The sequence below is a fragment of the Rhodanobacter sp. Col0626 genome (genome assembly GCF_049994385.1).
GTDB lineage: Bacteria > Pseudomonadota > Gammaproteobacteria > Xanthomonadales > Rhodanobacteraceae > Rhodanobacter.
The window spans coordinates 623,346-640,124 of the sequence record NZ_CP188260.1; the positions used below are offsets into that span (position 1 = coordinate 623,346).

At 63.1% G+C, this 16,779-nt stretch carries 12 protein-coding genes; 6 read left to right on the forward strand and 6 right to left on the reverse strand.

What is annotated here, in order from left to right:
* Positions 1-13: 13 nt before the first annotated feature.
* Positions 14-1,894, forward strand: coding sequence for a signal peptide peptidase SppA (sppA, locus tag ACPPVV_RS02495; RefSeq protein WP_426701905.1), 1,881 nt, complete (start codon positions 14-16; stop codon positions 1,892-1,894).
* Positions 1,895-1,926: 32 nt separating this feature from the next.
* Here sppA and ACPPVV_RS02500 read toward each other — a convergent pair whose 3' ends face one another.
* Complete coding sequence (locus tag ACPPVV_RS02500; RefSeq protein ID WP_426701906.1) at positions 1,927-2,130, reverse strand: hypothetical protein; 204 nt, start codon at positions 2,128-2,130, stop codon at positions 1,927-1,929.
* 100 nt (positions 2,131-2,230) lie between these two features.
* Here ACPPVV_RS02500 and ACPPVV_RS02505 point away from each other — a divergent pair, with 100 nt between their 5' ends.
* Positions 2,231-3,013 (forward strand): SDR family oxidoreductase, encoded by a 783-nt coding sequence (locus tag ACPPVV_RS02505; RefSeq protein ID WP_426701907.1) that lies wholly within the window; start codon positions 2,231-2,233, stop codon positions 3,011-3,013.
* Positions 3,014-3,050: 37 nt separating this feature from the next.
* Here the strand turns inward: ACPPVV_RS02505 and ACPPVV_RS02510 are convergent, their stop codons facing one another.
* The gene (locus ACPPVV_RS02510; protein ID WP_426701908.1) at positions 3,051-3,995 is read right to left on the reverse strand and encodes a DegV family protein; all 945 of its coding nucleotides are present in this window, start codon (positions 3,993-3,995) and stop codon (positions 3,051-3,053) included.
* A gap of 1,091 nt (positions 3,996-5,086) precedes the next feature.
* Between ACPPVV_RS02510 and ACPPVV_RS02515 the strand changes: the two genes are divergently transcribed.
* Together ACPPVV_RS02515 and ACPPVV_RS02520 are read left to right on the forward strand one after the other, a co-directional pair.
* Complete coding sequence (locus ACPPVV_RS02515; RefSeq protein WP_426701909.1) at positions 5,087-8,206, forward strand: TonB-dependent receptor; 3,120 nt, start codon at positions 5,087-5,089, stop codon at positions 8,204-8,206.
* A 274-nt stretch (positions 8,207-8,480) separates the two neighbouring features.
* Entirely contained in the window at positions 8,481-10,040 is a 1,560-nt protein-coding gene (locus ACPPVV_RS02520) for a tetratricopeptide repeat-containing sulfotransferase family protein (protein ID WP_426701910.1), read from the forward strand.
* Positions 10,041-10,068: 28 nt separating this feature from the next.
* On the opposite strand, the gene grxD is transcribed toward ACPPVV_RS02520, so the two are convergent.
* From grxD to ACPPVV_RS02540, 4 genes are all read right to left on the reverse strand, one after another.
* A complete protein-coding gene (grxD, locus tag ACPPVV_RS02525) occupies positions 10,069-10,992 on the reverse strand; it encodes a Grx4 family monothiol glutaredoxin (protein ID WP_426701911.1) in 924 nt (307 codons plus the stop codon).
* 78 nt (positions 10,993-11,070) lie between these two features.
* Entirely contained in the window at positions 11,071-11,928 is an 858-nt protein-coding gene (locus ACPPVV_RS02530) for a UDP-2,3-diacylglucosamine diphosphatase (RefSeq protein ID WP_426701912.1), read from the reverse strand.
* A gap of 91 nt (positions 11,929-12,019) precedes the next feature.
* Positions 12,020-12,616: an SGNH/GDSL hydrolase family protein gene (locus ACPPVV_RS02535; protein WP_426703146.1), complete on the reverse strand. Its 597-nt coding sequence runs from the start codon at positions 12,614-12,616 to the stop codon at positions 12,020-12,022.
* Positions 12,617-12,647: 31 nt separating this feature from the next.
* Positions 12,648-13,892 carry an aminotransferase class I/II-fold pyridoxal phosphate-dependent enzyme gene (locus ACPPVV_RS02540; protein ID WP_426701913.1) on the reverse strand — a complete coding sequence of 415 codons (1,245 nt, stop codon included), beginning with the start codon at positions 13,890-13,892 and terminating at the stop codon, positions 12,648-12,650.
* Positions 13,893-14,234: 342 nt separating this feature from the next.
* On the opposite strand from ACPPVV_RS02540, the gene rsgA reads away from it, so the two are divergent.
* Both rsgA and ACPPVV_RS02550 read left to right on the forward strand, forming a co-directional pair.
* Complete coding sequence (rsgA, locus tag ACPPVV_RS02545) at positions 14,235-15,290, forward strand: ribosome small subunit-dependent GTPase A (protein WP_426701914.1); 1,056 nt, start codon at positions 14,235-14,237, stop codon at positions 15,288-15,290.
* A gap of 142 nt (positions 15,291-15,432) precedes the next feature.
* On the forward strand, positions 15,433-16,722 hold the full coding sequence (locus tag ACPPVV_RS02550; RefSeq protein ID WP_426701915.1) for a flavohemoglobin expression-modulating QEGLA motif protein: 1,290 nt from the start codon (positions 15,433-15,435) through the stop codon (positions 16,720-16,722).
* Positions 16,723-16,779 lie beyond the last annotated feature (57 nt).

Genomic DNA, 16,779 nt, shown 5'->3' on the forward strand with positions numbered 1-16,779 from the left:
TGGAAATGCACGCATGACACCACCGCTACCGCCGCCTCGCCGCCGCAACGGTTTCTGGGCCTTCCTGTGCGTGCTCGGGCGCGGTATCAACGTGATCAGGCTGGTGGTCATCAACCTGGTGTTTTTCGGTGTGCTGTTCGCGCTGCTGTTGCTGCTGACCGCCGGTGTGGCCGGCAGCCGGATGGAACGCGCGGTGCAGGACAACAGCGTGCTGGTGCTCAAGCCGCGTGGCCAGTTGGTCGAGCAGTACAGCATCGATCCGCTGCAACGCACGCTGGCCGGCCTGTCCGGCGACGAGCCGAAACAGGTGCAGTTGCGCGACATGGTCGATGCCATCGATGCGGCGGCGAAGGACAAGCGGATCAGCCGCATCCTGCTGCTGCCGGACGAGCTGCAGGGCGGCGGCTTCGCGGCGTTGCGCGAAGTTGGCGCGGCACTGGACCGGTTTCGCGCGGCCGGCAAGCCGGTGACGGCGTGGGCGGTGAATCTGGATCAGGGCCAGTATTACCTCGCCGCGCATGCGGACCGCATACTGCTCGACCCGCAGGGCGGTGTGATGATCACCGGGCTGGCCAACTACCGGCTGTTCTACAAGGACCTGCTGGACAAGCTCGGCGTCGACGTGCACCTGTTCCGCGTCGGCGAGTTCAAGAGTGCGGCCGAGCCGTACATCCTCGACCATGCCTCGAATGAGGCAAAAGAGGCCGACGGCTACTGGATGGGCGGTTTGTGGGACAGCTACCTCGACGAGGTGGCCGCCCTGCGCAAGCTCGATCCGTCCGCATTGCGCGCCGACATCGACAACCTGCCGCAGACCATCGCCAGCACCGAGGGTGATCTTGCGCAGCTGGCCTTGAACGAGCACTTGGCCGACGGCGTGGCCACTCGTGCCGAGCTCATTGCGATGATGCGCGAGGCCGGCGTGCCGGCCGACAAGAAGGGTCACAATTTCCGCCAGGTCGACCTGTCCCGCTATATCGCCAGCTTGCCGACGGATGGGAATGCCTTCGAACCCGGCGTGGCGATCGTGGTCGCCGAGGGCGAGATCGCCGGCGGCAAGCAGTCGCCGGGTTCGATCGGCGGCGAATCCACGGCTGCGCTGATTCGCAGCGCACGTGAGGATCGCAAGACCAAGGCCCTGGTGCTGCGGGTCAACTCCCCCGGCGGTGAAGTGTATGCGGCCGAACAGATCCGCCGCGAGATCGCGTTGACCCGTGCCGCCGGCATTCCGGTGGTGGTGTCGATGGGTGACGTGGCTGCCAGTGGCGGCTACTGGATCTCGATGAACGCCAACCGCATTTTCGCCGAACCGAACACCATCACCGGCTCGATCGGCATCTTCGGGATGTATTACTCCGTACCCAACACGCTGGCCAAGCTCGGCATCCAGAGCGACGGCGTCGGCACCGGGCCGATGGCCGGCGCATTCGACATCAGCCGACCGCTGGATCCGAAAGTGGGCACGGTGATCCAGGCGATCATCAACAAGGGTTACCGCGACTTCGTCGGCAACGTGGCGAAGGCGCGCGGCAAGAGTTACGAAGCGATCGACGCGATTGCGCAGGGTCGCGTGTGGACCGGCAAGCAGGCGCTGGAACGCGGGCTGGTGGACCAGCTTGGCGGCCTCGGGGCGGCGGTCGCCGATGCGGCCACCCTGGCCAAGCTCGGTCAGGGTTATCCCGTGCGCTACGTGGAGACGCCGCTGGGCGGGTTCCAGCAGTTTTTGATCGGCCTCAACCACAGTGCCAGCGTGCAGGTGATGCAGTCCTGGGGTATTCGCCTGCCGACCTGGGTGGCCCAGCTGCCGGCGCTGGCGCCGGAGTTGCAGTTGCTGCGTAGCGCAAAAGCCGGCACGCCGAACATCTATGCCGATTGTCTGTGCACCCCGCGGTAGGCGTGGCGCATTCCTGAGCCAGACCGCCCGGTTTACTGGGTCTGCGCCTCGATCTGCTTGCGTTGGTCGTCAGCCTGTTTGTCGACGACCTTCTGTACATCCTTGGCGCGTTGCTCGTCCGCCTTCAGCGCGTCGAACGGCGTGGCCACGTCGGCCTTCGCCTTCGGTTCCGGCGGCTTGTTGGAGCAGGCGCCGAGCGCGAGCACGCAGAGCAGGATGGGCAGCAGCGTCTTCATGGCGGTTCCGCGCGTGGATGAAGTGCCGAGTGTCCCGCCATGCATCGTCGCAGGCAAGCTGTCGCTAGGCGCGCCGGCGGCGACGTTTTAAGCTGCACGCATGAACAGCCGTCCCGATGCCTGGCAACTGCAAAGCCATACCGCCCTGATCACCGGTGCCAGCAAGGGCATCGGTTATGCCACCGCACGCGAACTGGCCAGCCTGGGCGCCGACCTGTTGCTGGTGGCGCGCGACGAGGACCATCTCGAACAGGTGCGGGTGGAACTGGCCGACGAGTTCGCGGATGTCGAGGTGCTGGCCTTCGGCGCGGACCTGACCGAGGCCGAGGAACGACTTGCCGTGTTCGACTGGATCGCCGACCTGGGTGCGCCGGTGTCGTTGCTGGTCAACAACGCCGGCGGCAACATCCCCCAGGCCACGCTGGACTATCGGGAGGACGAATACCGCGCGGTTTTCGAACAGAACCTGTTCTCCGCGTTCGAGATGTGCCGGCTGGCGCATCCGCATCTGGTGCAGCATGCCAACGCGGCGATCGTCAACGTCGGCTCGGTATCGGCAGTGACGCATGTACGCACCGGTTCGCCCTACGGCATGAGCAAGGCGGCCCTGCACCAGCTCACCCGCAACCTGGCGGTCGAATGGGCGGTGGACGGTATCCGCGTCAACGCCGTGGCGCCGTGGTACATCCGCACCCAGCGTTCGGAGCCGGCGCTGGCCGATGACGACTATCTGGATGAAGTGCTCGAGCGCACGCCCTTGAAACGCATCGGCGAACCCGAGGAGGTCGCCGCGGCGATCGCCTTCCTGTGCCTGCCTGCGGCCAGCTATGTCACCGGCCAGGTACTGGCGGTGGATGGCGGGTTCCTCAGCTACGGGTTCTGAATCCCGTCGTTTGCAGGCCGCGGCCGGCGATGAGACTTCAAAATTCGGCCGCGTGCTCTTCCGCGGCGAAGCCCAGTGTCACGGCTCCTTCGCCCACGTTGACCATGCCGGTGATGCTCATCGGCGCTTCCATCAACTCCACGCCACATTCCTCGCAGGCCGCGCGCAGGCCCGCGTAGCCGGGCAGGTGCGACAGCACCGCGAGATCGCCGCCATAACTGGCGCATACCATCGGCACCAGCAGGCCGGCACGGACCCGCTGCGCGGCATATTTGAACAGGGCTTCGGCGCCCTGCTCGAAACCACGCACCTTGCCGACCGGGCCGGTTTCACCCCGGAAGCAGCGCAGGATCGGCTTGATGTCCAGCGCCGAACCCAGCATCGCGCTCACCAGGCTGACGCTGCGATCGTTTTTCTTCTTGGCACGGGCGCGCAGGTAGTACAGGTCGCGCGGCAACATGTAGCCATACGTATGGTTGGCGATATGGGTGATTCTTTCGCGGATCACGGCGGGCGGCTCGTCCGCCGCGATCAACCGCGCCGCCTCGTGGACTGCCGGTGCCGCGCCGGCGAAGATGTTGCGGGTATCGATCACGCGCATCATGAACGGGCCGGGGATGCCGGCCTGCTCGCGCACCTGGCGATAGTTCTTGAGGATCGCGAAGCTGGCCTTGTTGACGTGCTCGTTGATCGGGCTACGGGTGGCCGTGATGGTCAGGCAGAACACGCAATCCTGCTCCAGCACCAGTTTTTCGAGGAACAACCTCTGCACGTCTTCGACCGGACAGGGCTCGGTTTCGGCCGAATGGCTGCGGCTGCCAAGCCGGCGGTCGACAAAGCGCTGGATCTCGGCCGGCCTGCGATCATCCATGAAGACTTCGCCGTCCACCCGCACGGTGATTGGCATGATGGTGACGTCGTGCTGCTGCAGGAACGCCTGCGAAAGATCGCAGGCCGCATCGATAGCCAGGCCCATCCGCATACGTCTTCCCCCGTCATGAATGGCAAGCGAAACATATCACGACACAAGTGACTGCAGCATCTGGGAAAAGTGCCCGAACAGGATGTACGGAAGCCGTTCGGAACCAGAGGGATGATCCATCGAAAATGGGCGTGGAATCCGCGTTCAGGGAGCCAACCCGTTCGCAGCGCGTGGCGTCTGCGCTTGAAGAAGAGGCGTTTGATTGATCGCTCCGAGCCGGCGTGGGTCGAGGATAGGGTGGGCGATATCAGGGGGTCGGGTGTTCCGCGCGCGGATGCTCCCGGGCGGATCATCCCGTGAAGCCATGGTTGCGGTTGCCGCGCAAAGGGGTGACTCGAGACCGACGCTTCCGCCTGATCCCGCCGATGTCGCCATGCATCAAAATCGAGTGACGATCGCTGTCGCCGCCAAGGCCAGGCGTTCGCCATCCAGGCCGGGTCTTCTTCGGACGTTTGCATGCGGTCGCACGGTGGCGCTCATTGATCTTCGAGTCGCATCCAAATGCCGTTGACTGTCGTTGAAAGCCAGATTCGCGAATATCCGGAGTGGCGGTTCCTGGATTAACAAAACGAGAAACAGCATCGAAAATAATTACGTTTTGAAAGAAAATGCGTCGTTGCGCCCTGATACGACTTTCAGGCATCGCAAGTTTTTACTAATCCGTTATTGGTAATCGTCGTTCCCTTGTCACATGAGTTGTGATATCCGCGTCACAGCCTTCGTAGAGAGCGGCGTAGAAAGATTCGCATTGGGCGGAATTCCTCACGCAATGGGTCTCCGGAAATAACGTTGCGAGTCCCAGTGGCGAGCATTATGGATCATGCTGGATGAAACCGTAATTTATTACTTATATCCGCAAGTTATTATTGTTGACTTTTTGTTATTTGGCGACTTAATGTTCGCGAGGAGTCAGATTGCTAATGGTGGGTTAAGGCTTGTTAAAGCTGGCTCGCCTTGTGATTTGCGAAGTAGGTGTGGTTGTCGGTGATGCGCTCCAGTTCGTTATGTCACCGCTCGGTACAAGCGGCTTTTGCGCAGACAGCTGTCATCGCTATTTAAGGTAAAAATCTTGCCGCTATGGGGTTCACTTCATGAATATTAAAAAGCTTGCACCGGGGTCCAACGGGTTGCACGTGCGGCGTACCGCACTGGCCGTGGCAATTGCCATGGGGGTTGGCTTGTCAGGTCAGGTATTGGCGCAGGCCACCACCGGTACGATTACTGGCCAGGCGCCGGTAGCCAGCGGTGAGAGCGTTCAGATTACAGGTGGCTCGGGCTATGACCGGACAGTTCCGATCGACAGCACGGGACACTATTCGGTCACCCTGCCCGTGGGAACCTACAACGTCACGCTCCTGCAGAACGGCCAGGCGGTGCAGACGCGCGAGAACATCACTCCGAGGGTTTCCGGCTCGGTTGCGGTCAATTTCACTGGCGCCGCCGGCGCAGCCACCGCGCAGAACCTGTCCAGCGTGACAGTGACCGCGAACGCCATTCCAGCGATCGACGTGAGCTCGACCAATGAGAGCACGATCATCACGGCCGAGCAGCTGAAGCATCTGCCGCTGCAGCGCAGCGGTGCGGCGATTGCACTGCTTGCACCGGGCACCGTGGAAGGCGCTGCCATGATCGGTAACGGCCCGACGGGCGAGCCGCTGATTTCGTTTGGTGGTTCGTCGGTTGCCGAGAATGCATACTACATCAATGGATTCAACACCTCCGATCCCCTGGGTAATGCAGGCGGCATCACGCTTCCCTACGGCTCGATCGCGCAGCAGGAAACCCTGACCAGCGGCTATGGCGCCCAGTACGGTCGTTCGGCCGGCGGCGTGATCAGCCAGGTTGGTAAAAGCGGAACCAACGATTTCCATTTTGGTGGTCAGGTCTTGTGGGAGCCCGATTTTGCCCGAGGCAACGCTGCCAACCAGCACTATTCGAACCCCAGGACCACGACAGTGGGCGCGCAAAAAGGCGATCTGCGTACCTACCGCAACGGCAACAATAGCTGGGATACGGTCTATGACGCCTACGTCAGCGGCCCGCTGATCAAGGACAAACTGTTCTTCTTCATATCCGCCGAAGCTGACAAGTCGCACGCTGCCACCGTCGGGTCCATCGGCGCGGCCAACATTGATTACACCAAGGAAAGCGATCCCAAGTTCTACGGCAAACTGGACTGGAACATCAATGACAGCAACACGCTTTCGCTGACTGGCGTCCAGACCAAGACCCAGAGCGAAGGACAGACCTACGACTACGACTACGACACGAAGAAGGCCGGAGCGTTCAGCAGTACGGATCAGAGCACGAAGAACGCGTTCAAGATGTGGAGTGCGAAGTACACCTCGTACATCACGGACAATCTGACCTTCAACGCCCTGTACGGCAAGATGAAGGGCACGTACTACACCGTGCAGCCGCTATTCACTGGCCTTGATCCGAGCTTGGCGCATATTTACAGCGCAAGTTCGCAGAACCCGCTCTATTCAGGCGGTGGCGGTGGCATTCAGAACAAGAATGTCAACGGAACCATAAACAATGCGGATCACAAGTCGACGCAGACAAACCTGCGCCTCGATTTCGATTGGAAGCTGGGCGATCACGACGTCGCGTTTGGTATCGACAACCAGAAGACGGTCGACATCAACGCCGGCAACTCCATGACGGGTCCGGGTTATGGATGGGAATACGGGCAGGGCAAGGATGGTGCCACGCCGCTGAAGAGTGGCAATCCCTATGTCGGCCCGACAGGCGTTTATCCGGGCGGTGAGGACGGATATTACGTTGACAAGTACGTTTTCGTGGTGGGTTCGACGGTGCAGGTCAAGCAGCATGCACAGTACATTCAGGACAACTGGCAGGTCACACCTAACCTGCTGTTGAATCTTGGTTTGCGCAACGACCAGTTCACCAACTACAACCCCACGGGCCAGGCCTACCTGCGCCTTACCAGCCCGCAATGGTCGCCGCGTCTCGGCGCCAGCTGGGACGTGTTTGGTGATTCCAGCCTGAAGGTCTTCGGTAACGCTGGTCGTTACTATCTGGCCATGCCGGCTGGCGTAGCGCTGCGTTCGGCTGGTGCACCGCTGTTCACCAGGGAATACTTTACCTACACGGGTATCGACGCGAACGGCATTCCGCAGAACCTGACGCCGATCACGTCAAATCCGACAGGTCCGAATGCGGGGGCTGCAAATCCGTCGGGCCCCGTTCCGGAAAACGGCGAAAATGGACTGCCGCTGGATCCGAAAACCGTGGCATCGACCAACCTCAAGGCCGAATATCAGGACGAATTCGTTCTTGGTATGCAGCAGCAGATCAACCCGTCGTGGGTGTACGGCGTTACGGCTGAAGTGCGCAAGCTGAAGCGCGAAATTGATGACGTCGGCGATACCACGACCATCTATAACGCCTTGGTGGCACAGGGCGCCGACCCGACCACGATCGGTACCATTCCGGGCAGCATCCTGATCAATCCGGGTTCAAGCAATACCTTCCGGGTCGCGAACACCGCCGGTGGCTATGACACGGCTGTCGTATCGCCGAAGGACTTTGGTTTTCCGAAGGCTACGCGTAATTACTATTCGCTCGAGGCGTATCTCGAGCATCCGTGGGATGGCAAGTGGTACGGCAAGGTCGATTACGTCTTCTCGCGCAGCTACGGCACCACCGAGGGTCCGGTGCAGTCGAATATCGGACAGGGCGGCAACTCCGTGTCCGCTACCGAGCAGTGGGATTACGGTCAGCTCATGAGCTATGCCAATGGCGATCAGGCGAACGATCGCAAGCATGTGCTCAAGGCGTATGGAACCTACCAGATCGCGCCGGAATGGACGATCAGCGGCAACCTGACCCTCGCCTCGGGCACCCCGCAGACCTGCCTGGGTGGCTACGGTCCGGAAGAAAGCAATCCGGGACTGGGTTATGGCATCGGCAATTACCACTGGTGTGGTGGCGTCCCGGCTCCGGGCGGCAGCACAGGTTTCACGCCATGGATCCATACCCTGAGCCTGCAGGCGGAATACCGCCCGACATGGGCCAACAAGAACCTGGGCTTCTCGGTCGAGGTTTACAACGTGACCAACGAGCAGAAAGCCACCCAGATCTACCCGGTCTATGGTTCAACTGCCAATCCCAGCTCGAGCTATCTGTTGCCGCAAGGGTATGAAACTCCCCGCTATGTACGATTCGGTGTGACCTACGATTTCTAACATCGAGGATCACCTCAGCGGAATCCGGCAGGACATTTGATACGTCAGATGTCCTGTCGCGGAGTTGAGCTATCGCAAGAACAACAAGCCACCGGTTAGCCGGTGGCTTGTTGCTTTTTGTATTCCTGAAGACGCGGAACAAGCAGTCAGGCCCGGCGGGCTGATGTAACCTGAATCGCTGGTTCCGACCAGCAGACACACTACAGAGACGCAGCTGATGACAGTCAATCGAGCACATCCACCGACACAAGATCGAGCCATCGACTCATCGCCCATGGTGGCGCGTCTGCTGACCGAAGGAAGCACAGCACTGAGTCGGGGACAAGCCGACGACGCCGAACGGGTGTTGAGCCAGGTCGTGGCATTCGCCCCGGACCATCCGGAGGCCAATCGGCTGCTTGGTATTGCTTGCCAAATGCGCGGTGACTACGTCAGAGCGGTCGCTTTTCTACGCAAGGCACTTGTCAATTGCCCGGACAGCGCCTTGTTCCATACGAACCTTGGCAGCGCGTTGTATGAAAGCGGAGAGGTTGAAGCGGCCTTGGCCGCTCTGCACCGCGCCTGTGAGCTAGCGCCTGGAATGGCGGCTTCCTGGTACAACCTTGGCAAAGCCCTGAAAATGCAGTTTCACTTCGAGGATGCATGCGAGGCCTTCGAGCATTCGTTGCGTATCGACCCTACGCACAACCGCGCTCGCAACAGCCTGGCGGACGCGCAGACAAGTCTGGGTGCGATCCCTGCGGCGATTGCGAATTATCGGGAAATTCTCCGGCGCGAACCATCAAACCCCAGTGCCTGGTTCGCGTTGGCCAATCTGAAGACCGAGCCGTTCAGCGACAGCGACGTGAGCCAGATCCAGCAGCTGTGGGGTCAGCAGGGAGCAGGAGCCGATTCACGCATTCTGCTCGGTTTTGCCCTGGCCAAGGCACTTGAAGACAAGGACGATTACGCCGGGGCGTTCGAGGTTCTTCGCACGGCCAATGCGTTGAAACGTCGTGAGGTGAGCTGGAATGCCGGGGAGGAACGGGCGCAGGTAGAGGCCACCATCGAGGCGTTTGCCAAGCCTCTGCCGGCACCGCTGGATGCCACGCTGGGCCACGAGGTGATTTTTCTGGTCAGCTTGCCCCGGTCCGGATCGAGCCTGACCGAACAGATCCTTGCGTCGCACCCGCAGATCGAGGGTGCGAATGAGATAACCGATCTCCCCCAGATCATCGATGAAGAGTCGGCGCGTCGGGGCCAGCCGTTCCCGGAATGGGTGAATCTGGCGACGGCTGAAGACTGGTCGCGGCTCGGTCGGGAATACATGGCCCGTACCGAGCGCTGGCGCCAGCAACGCCCACGATTCACGGACAAGAACCTGACCAATTGGCGAATGGTTGGAGCGGTCTTGGCCATGCTGCCTGGTGCCCGCGTGGTGAATTGTCGTCGCGACGCACTTGAAACCTGTTTTGCGGGCTACCGGCAGCTATTCAGTAATGGCGCGCACTTCAGCTACGACATGAATGACATGGCGGATTGTTACCTGGACTACGATCGCCTCAGCCGTTACTGGCAACGGCTGTTCCCGGAGCAATTCTTCGACCACGTTTACGAATCACTGCTGGCAGATCCCGAGCCACAGATTCGACGGTTGCTGGATTTCTGCGGACTTGAATTCGATCCTTCATGTCTCTCGTTCCATAAGACCCGTCGAACCGTGCGCAGCACTCCCAGTGCGGCTCAGGTGCGTCAGCCCCTGCGCTCGGATACTTCGCGCAGCGCACGTTACGGCGAAAAGCTTGATCAGCTTCGTATGCGGCTTGGCTATCCGGGATCAGGAGTCGAACAATAATCCTGCGTGTTGCCGAACTTCCTTCGCCTCAGTATCTGGGTACACTCGAATCGATTTCGGCAGCCCACGCGTCCATGCCACCTTCCACGTTGTAGAGATTGCCGAAGCCATGCGCCGCGAAACGCTCGGCCATGGCGCGGCTGGAGATGCCGTGGTGGCAGATGAAGGCCAGCGCGGTGTCCTTGGGCAGGGTGGCGAGGCTTTCGTAGCCTTCGTCTTCCAGGATGCGGGCCTGCGGCAGCGGCGCGGCCTGGGCGCGGCCATGCGCAGGGCGCACATCGATCAGGGTGATGTCGGCGGCGGCCAGGCGGGCCTGGAGTTCCTGCACGCTCAGTGATTTGATTTCCTGCGCACCGGGAAATTTCAGGCTCAGGCCCTCGCCCTGCACGGTGGAAACCCAGTCGATCACGATGCCCTTGGCACGTTGGGCGCTGGCCGGATCGAAATGTACTTCGAGGCCGTTCGCGTGGGCCACGATGTCGCTCTCGCTGGCCGGCGCCAGCTGGAAACCGGCGCTGTGATCGGGGCCGATCTCGAGGTGAAGCGCCACGCCCTGCGCATTGGCGGTGCCCTGGCGTATCGCTTCGGCGGCAGCGTCGGTGATGGTGATTTCCGGCGGTGTGCGATCCGGCGCGGCCACGCCGAACAGCTGGTGCAATTCGCCGCTGCCGTACATCTGGCGGATGATGTCGGCGCCGCCGACCAGTTCGCCTTCCACGTACAGCTGCGGGATGGTCGGCCATTCACCGTAGGCCTTGATGCCTTCGCGGATTTCCGGATCGTCCAGCACGTTGACGGTATGGTAGTCGGGCAGCAGCTCGTTCAGCGTGTTGGTGGCTGCGGCGGAGAAGCCGCACATCGGCTGCTGGCGGTCGCCCTTCATGAACAGCACCACGCGGTGGTCCTTGAGCAGGGTTTCGATACGTTCGCGGGTGGGGTTGTCGAGGGACATGGGAAATTCCGGCAAAGAAGACAATGATACGCCGCCCGATATGCGGTGATCCTGCCCGCCTTCAAGGTGGCCACTGGTTCAGGCGGCCCGATGCAGCTCACCCAGGTCACGCCGGGCGCTGCCCAGCGGCGCCAGTGTCAGCGCGGCGGCGGGCGAGGGCCACACCAGCTCGCGGCTGGCGCGACCCAGCGCGGTGGATTGTTCGCTCCAGTGGATCAGCTCCATCGCACCGGTGTGATCCTCGACCAGCGCGGTGCAGTGCTCGACCCAGTCGCCATCGTTGAGGTAGAGCACGCCGCCCAGTTCGCGCACGTGACCGAAGTGGATGTGACCGCAGATGTGGCCGTCGAAACCGCGCTCGCGCGCGTCATCGGCCACCCGCTGCTCGTAGGCACGGATGTACGCCAGCGCCTTGCCGATGTGCGATTTGACGATGATCGACAACGGCAGGTACGGCAGCTCCAGCCGTTGCCGCATCGCATGCAGTCGGCGATTGCTCCAGCAGATGAGACGGTGCATCGCTTCGCCGAATTGCAGCATCCAGCCGCGACCGACGTGCTCGGGATCGAACTCGTCGCCATGGCTGACTCGATAGCGGCGGCCGTCGGCACCGACGTGCACGGCTTCCAGTTCGATCCGTACCCCACCGAAATTCTGCCCCCGCAGGCTGCGCAGGGGCGCGTCATGGTTGCCCGGGATGTAGACCACCTCGACGCCGCGGCGCACCAGTTTCATTACCTCGGCGATCACCGCGCTGTGTTCGGCGTGCCACCAGCGACGTTTCGCCAGCGCCTCCAAGTCGATGATGTCGCCGACCAGGTAGAGTTTCTCGCAGCGCAGCCGGCGCAGGAAGTCCAGCAGGTAGGCGGATTTGCAGTCCGGCGTACCCAGATGTACGTCGGAGATGAAGGCGCTGCGGCAATGAAAGCTGGTCATGGCACGAATCCCCGGTGGTTGCCCGGGGCGTCAGTGTGCGAGTGTTACGTCACCGTGCGATGGCGAACGGGTTGCAGCTGCGTTGCCAGGATCAGCGAAGCGCCGCGCGGACCACCGGTTCGATCAGCGTCACCCACAGCGCATATTGCGCCGCCGAGGGATGCAGGCCGTCGTCGGCGACGAGATCGGGGTGTTGGCGCGACATACCGGTGATGTCGACAAAATGGGCGCCCGCACGCTGGGCCGCATCACGGGCGAGCGCGTTGTAGCCATCGATCTCGCTGGCGATACGTACACGATCGCGGCCCTGTTCCCGGGCAAAGCGCGTGACGCCCCAGTCGGGAATCGATACCACCACCACGCGCCCGGGCCGATCGCCCGCCAGCGTGATCGCACGCGCCAGCAGGCCGGCGAACTGATCGCGGTAATCGTCGGCGCTGCGTCCGCGGTACTGGTTGTTCACGCCGATCTGCAGCGTGACCAGATCGTAAGCCGGCGCCAGCGAAGTCGCCTCCATGCCCTGCAGCAGTTCGTCGGTGGTCCAGCCGGTGGTCGCCACGATGCGGGGGTCGTCGATCGCCACGCCGATCCGGCGCAGGCGTTGCACCAGTTCGGCGGGCCAGCGCTCGTGCGCCGCCACTGCCTCGCCGATGGTGTAGGAGTCGCCGAGGGCGAGATAGTGCAGCATGACGGTGGCGGGCATCATCGGTGGCGAAAACTCAGGCTACTGCGGCGGCGGTCGGGGTCTGCTCGTGCGCCATCCGCGTCAGCACCCGCTCGATCCGTACAAAGACCTCCTGCAACTGCGTGGCCGGTGGCAGCAGGGTCAGCCGGAAATGACGGCTATGCGGTACGTTGAAGCTGCTGCCGGGGACCACCAGCACCGACTCTTCCTCCAGCAGGCGCAGCGCGAAAGCCTCGTCGTCGAAGCCCGCGATGCGGTCGGCGCGCACCTGCGGAAACGCGTACAACGCGCCTTCCGGCGCCACCAGCTCCAGATAGTCGCTGGCGGCCACACCTTCCAGTACGATGCGCCGCGCCTCGTGCAGGCGACCGCCCGGTGCGGTCAGCGTGCCGATCGTGGGCGCGTCCTGCAATGCCGGCAATACCGCCCATTGGGCAGTGACGTTGGCGCACAGGCGCAGCGCGGCGAGTAGCTGCAGCGCATCGCGGTACGCCGCCGTGCGTGCGTGGTCGCCGGACAAGCTCATCCAGCCGACCCGGTAACCGCAGGCGCGATGCACCTTGGACAGGCCGCCGAAACTGAGGCAGGGCAACTCGCCGGCAACCTCGGCCAGCGGCTGGAAGCTGGCGTCGTCGTACAGGATCTCGTCGTAGATTTCGTCGGACAACAGCAGCAAATGGTGTCGTGCCGCGATCGTCACCAGCCGCTGCAGCAGGGCCCGCGGATACACCGCGCCGGTCGGATTGTTCGGGTTGATCAGCACCAATGCCCTGGTACGGGGCGTAATCAACGCCTCGACCTCGTCCGGGTCGGGCAGGTGGCCGTGGCGGGCGAGACAGCGGTAATAACGCGGCTGGCCGCCGTTGAGGATGGTGGCGGCGCTCCATAGCGGGTAATCCGGGCTCGGCAGCAGCACTTCGTCGCCCGGTTGCAGCAGGGCGCGCAGGGACAGGTCGATCAGCTCGCTGACGCCGTTGCCGATGAAGATGCGTTCGGGTTCGACGCCCTGCGCGCCCCGTTTGCGTTGCTCGGAGGCAATCGCTTCACGGGCAATCTCCAGGCCCTGTTCGTGGCCATAGGCTTCGCTGTCGTGCAAATGGCTGGCGATGGCTTCGCGCAAATGCGCCGGAGCCTCGAAACCGTAGCGGCCGGGGTTGCCGATATTGAGTTTGATGATGTCGAGACCGGCGGCCTCCAGGTCGCGCGCGCGCCGGGTCAGCGCACCGCGGATTTCATAGCGCACTTCCGCCAGGTGCGCACTGGGTGTGATCGGGGCCAACGCCGTCATCCTTAAATGTGAGGTCCGCCGTCGGTACCGCCGGCGGCAGGTCGATGCTAGCAGCGTGATGCACTGCAGCGCGATAGCTCTTTGTGCCGGATTCCGGTTCATCGTCGGGCAACCTTCGGGCAGGGCATAATCGCCGGACCATGCACATAGATCCAAGAGCCCGTTCACGATTTCCGGCCGACTCGCGACAACCCTTCGGATCGGGTCCGTTTGCCGGCGTGCCGGCATCATCGCCCGGTCGCGTACGGACGTGCACGCCCTCGCTCTCCCTTGGCCTGCGAACAAACAGCTTCCGGCGCGAGGCACCCGCAGATCATGAACAGGCTCTCACCCATGAGTGATCTTGAAACGATCAACCGGCTGCGGCATATCGGCTGGCGCGGCGACGTCCTGCCCGCCAATGGCCTGCGGTTGGCCCGCGTGGTAGCGCAGCATCGGGCCGGCTACGAACTTCACGATGGCGAAACCCTGTTCGGCGCGCAGCCGGACGGGCGGTTTCTCAAGCGGGGCATCGATCCCGCCGAGCGTCCGGTGGTTGGCGACTTTGTCGAAGTGGTCGGCGGCGTGCCACCCCACATTGTCAGCGTGGCGCCGCGGCGCACGGTGATGTCACGTGCGGCCGCCGGGGAACGCTACGAACGCCAGTTGATCGCCACCAACATCGATTACGTGCTGGTGCTGACCGGCCTGGATGGCGATTTCAACCCGGCGCGGATCGAACGTTACCTGTCGCTGACCGAGGATTCCGGTGCCCAGCCGGTCGTGCTGCTCAGCAAACTCGACACGCGCGAAGACGCGGCCGCGCAGATTGCGGCATTGCGCGAGCGGCTGCCCGACAGCACGCCGATTCACGCACTGAACTGCAAGGACCCGGTCAGCGTGGCGCTGCTGGCGCAGTACCTGCAGCCGGGCGACAGCGCGGTGCTGGTCGGCTCATCCGGCGCTGGCAAATCCACCTTGACCAACACCTTGCTGGGCACCGCGACCATGGCGACCGCCGCCGTGCGCAGCCATGACAGCCGCGGTCGCCACACCACCACCCACCGCGCCTTGCTGAAGCTGCCCAGCGGCGGCTGCCTGATCGACACGCCCGGCATGCGAGAGCTGAAACTGACCGGCGAGGAAAACCTCGACCTGTTCGCCGACATCGAGGCGCTCGCCGAACAGTGCCGCTTTGCCGATTGCGGCCACGGCAGCGAGCCAGGATGCGCGGTACAGGTGGCGCTGGACAATGGCGAACTCACCGCGGCGCGCTGGCGCAACTACCTCAAGCTGCACGACGAACGCGAAGAGCAGGCGGCGACATTGGAGGCGCGCTTGCGGCGCCAGCGTGGCGGTCGCCCGATCGAACGGCCGCATGGGCACCGCGGGCAACGCGAGCGGGAGTGAGCTTGCGCTTTCCGCGCGTGTGCACGCCGTGCTCCAAAGCATCTAACATCGCGGCATCGTCGTTGCGGAGCGCCGGCATGGGTTTGCCATCGTCATGTCCCGGGTTGGTCGAACGCGTCGGTTTGCGCGGCGGAGTCACGCGATGAGTACGTCGGCCGACACGGTCGCACCTGAACTGCGGCGTTATGCCGCGCTCGACCAGCGGCTGCTGGCGGCGGTACGGAGCATCCATATCCTGCCGACGGTGGCGTGGCCGGCATCGCTGGAGAGCCAGCTGATCGAGGCCTATAGCAAGGGTAAGTTTGCCTTGCCCGAGGTGGCGTATGTGCGGCCGGACCTGGCGGCGGCGCGTGTCGAGCTGGCCGCGATCGAAGAAGCCGCCGGCGGCCATGATCCGCACGACATCGACCCGCTGGGCGACTACCTGCGTCGCACGGCGGAGTCCTGGCGGATCGCCGCGGAAATGCTGGAGGCGGTCGGTACGCCCGCTTTTGCGGCACCGTCGATCGTGTTGTATGGACGTCCGGATGATTCCATCCCCGGCAGCCAGCGCAGCAATCTCGACGCAGCACGCTACTTCGTCGAGCTGTCCGACGAGCTGGGCGCGGATCTGCTCGCCGACGACAGCAGCGTGAACATTCCGGCCGATGTGTTGCGCGCGGACCTGGCCGCCACGCTCGATGCGTTTTTCGGCGCTGGCACGATCAGCGTCGAGGTGGATGCCGAACTCACCGCCAAGGCTGCCGCCGGCGCCACCCGTATCCGTTTGCGCGGCGGCACCAGCTTCAGCGAATACGACCGTCACCAGTTGCTGGCGCACGAAGCGTTCGTGCATTCGCTGACCGCGTTGAACGGTCGCCGACAGCCATTGCTGGCTTCGCTGGCGCGAACCTCGCCGCGGGTCACTGCCACCCAGGAGGGATTGGCCGTATTCGCCGAGCTGATGTCCGGCGCGATCGACATCACCCGGCTCAAACGCATCAGCCTGCGCATCCTGGCGATCGACATGGCGCTCAAGGGTGCCGATTTCGTCGAGGTCTACCAATACTTCAGTGCCTGCGGGCAAAGCACGGCGGACAGCTTCCATTCGGCCCAGCGGGTGTTTCGTGGCGTGCCACCCAGCGGCGGTGCCGCGTTCGCCAAGGACAACGTCTATCTGTCCGGACTGCTCACCGTGCACACGTTCTTCCGCTGGGCACTGAAAGAACGGCGGATGGACCTGCTGCGCCACCTGTTCGCCGGCAAACTGACCCTGCACGACGTGATCAGCCTGCAGCCGCATTTCGAATCCGGCGCGATTTTGCCGCCGCAATGGCTGCCGCCGTGGATGCAGCACGTGCATGGGCTGGCCGGCAAGCTGGCATTTTCGGTCTTCATCAACGGCATCCACATGAACCGGGTGCAGGGCGACGAGTTGCTTTCCAGCGTCTAGGTGCCGCGCACACCGCAAGAACGGGCCGGTCGGGGATGCCGGTGCTAACATTCGCGA

Coding starts and splice junctions, on each gene's coding strand:
- sppA (WP_426701905.1), top strand. CDS start 14: ATGACACCACCGCTACCGCCGCCTCGCCGCCGCAACGGTTTCTGGGCC.
- ACPPVV_RS02500 (WP_426701906.1), bottom strand. CDS start 2,130: ATGAAGACGCTGCTGCCCATCCTGCTCTGCGTGCTCGCGCTCGGCGCC.
- ACPPVV_RS02505 (WP_426701907.1), top strand. CDS start 2,231: ATGAACAGCCGTCCCGATGCCTGGCAACTGCAAAGCCATACCGCCCTG.
- ACPPVV_RS02510 (WP_426701908.1), bottom strand. CDS start 3,995: ATGCGGATGGGCCTGGCTATCGATGCGGCCTGCGATCTTTCGCAGGCG.
- ACPPVV_RS02515 (WP_426701909.1), top strand. CDS start 5,087: ATGAATATTAAAAAGCTTGCACCGGGGTCCAACGGGTTGCACGTGCGG.
- ACPPVV_RS02520 (WP_426701910.1), top strand. CDS start 8,481: ATGGTGGCGCGTCTGCTGACCGAAGGAAGCACAGCACTGAGTCGGGGA.
- grxD (WP_426701911.1), bottom strand. CDS start 10,992: ATGTCCCTCGACAACCCCACCCGCGAACGTATCGAAACCCTGCTCAAG.
- ACPPVV_RS02530 (WP_426701912.1), bottom strand. CDS start 11,928: ATGACCAGCTTTCATTGCCGCAGCGCCTTCATCTCCGACGTACATCTG.
- ACPPVV_RS02535 (WP_426703146.1), bottom strand. CDS start 12,616: ATGCTGCACTATCTCGCCCTCGGCGACTCCTACACCATCGGCGAGGCA.
- rsgA (WP_426701914.1), top strand. CDS start 14,235: ATGAGTGATCTTGAAACGATCAACCGGCTGCGGCATATCGGCTGGCGC.
- ACPPVV_RS02550 (WP_426701915.1), top strand. CDS start 15,433: ATGAGTACGTCGGCCGACACGGTCGCACCTGAACTGCGGCGTTATGCC.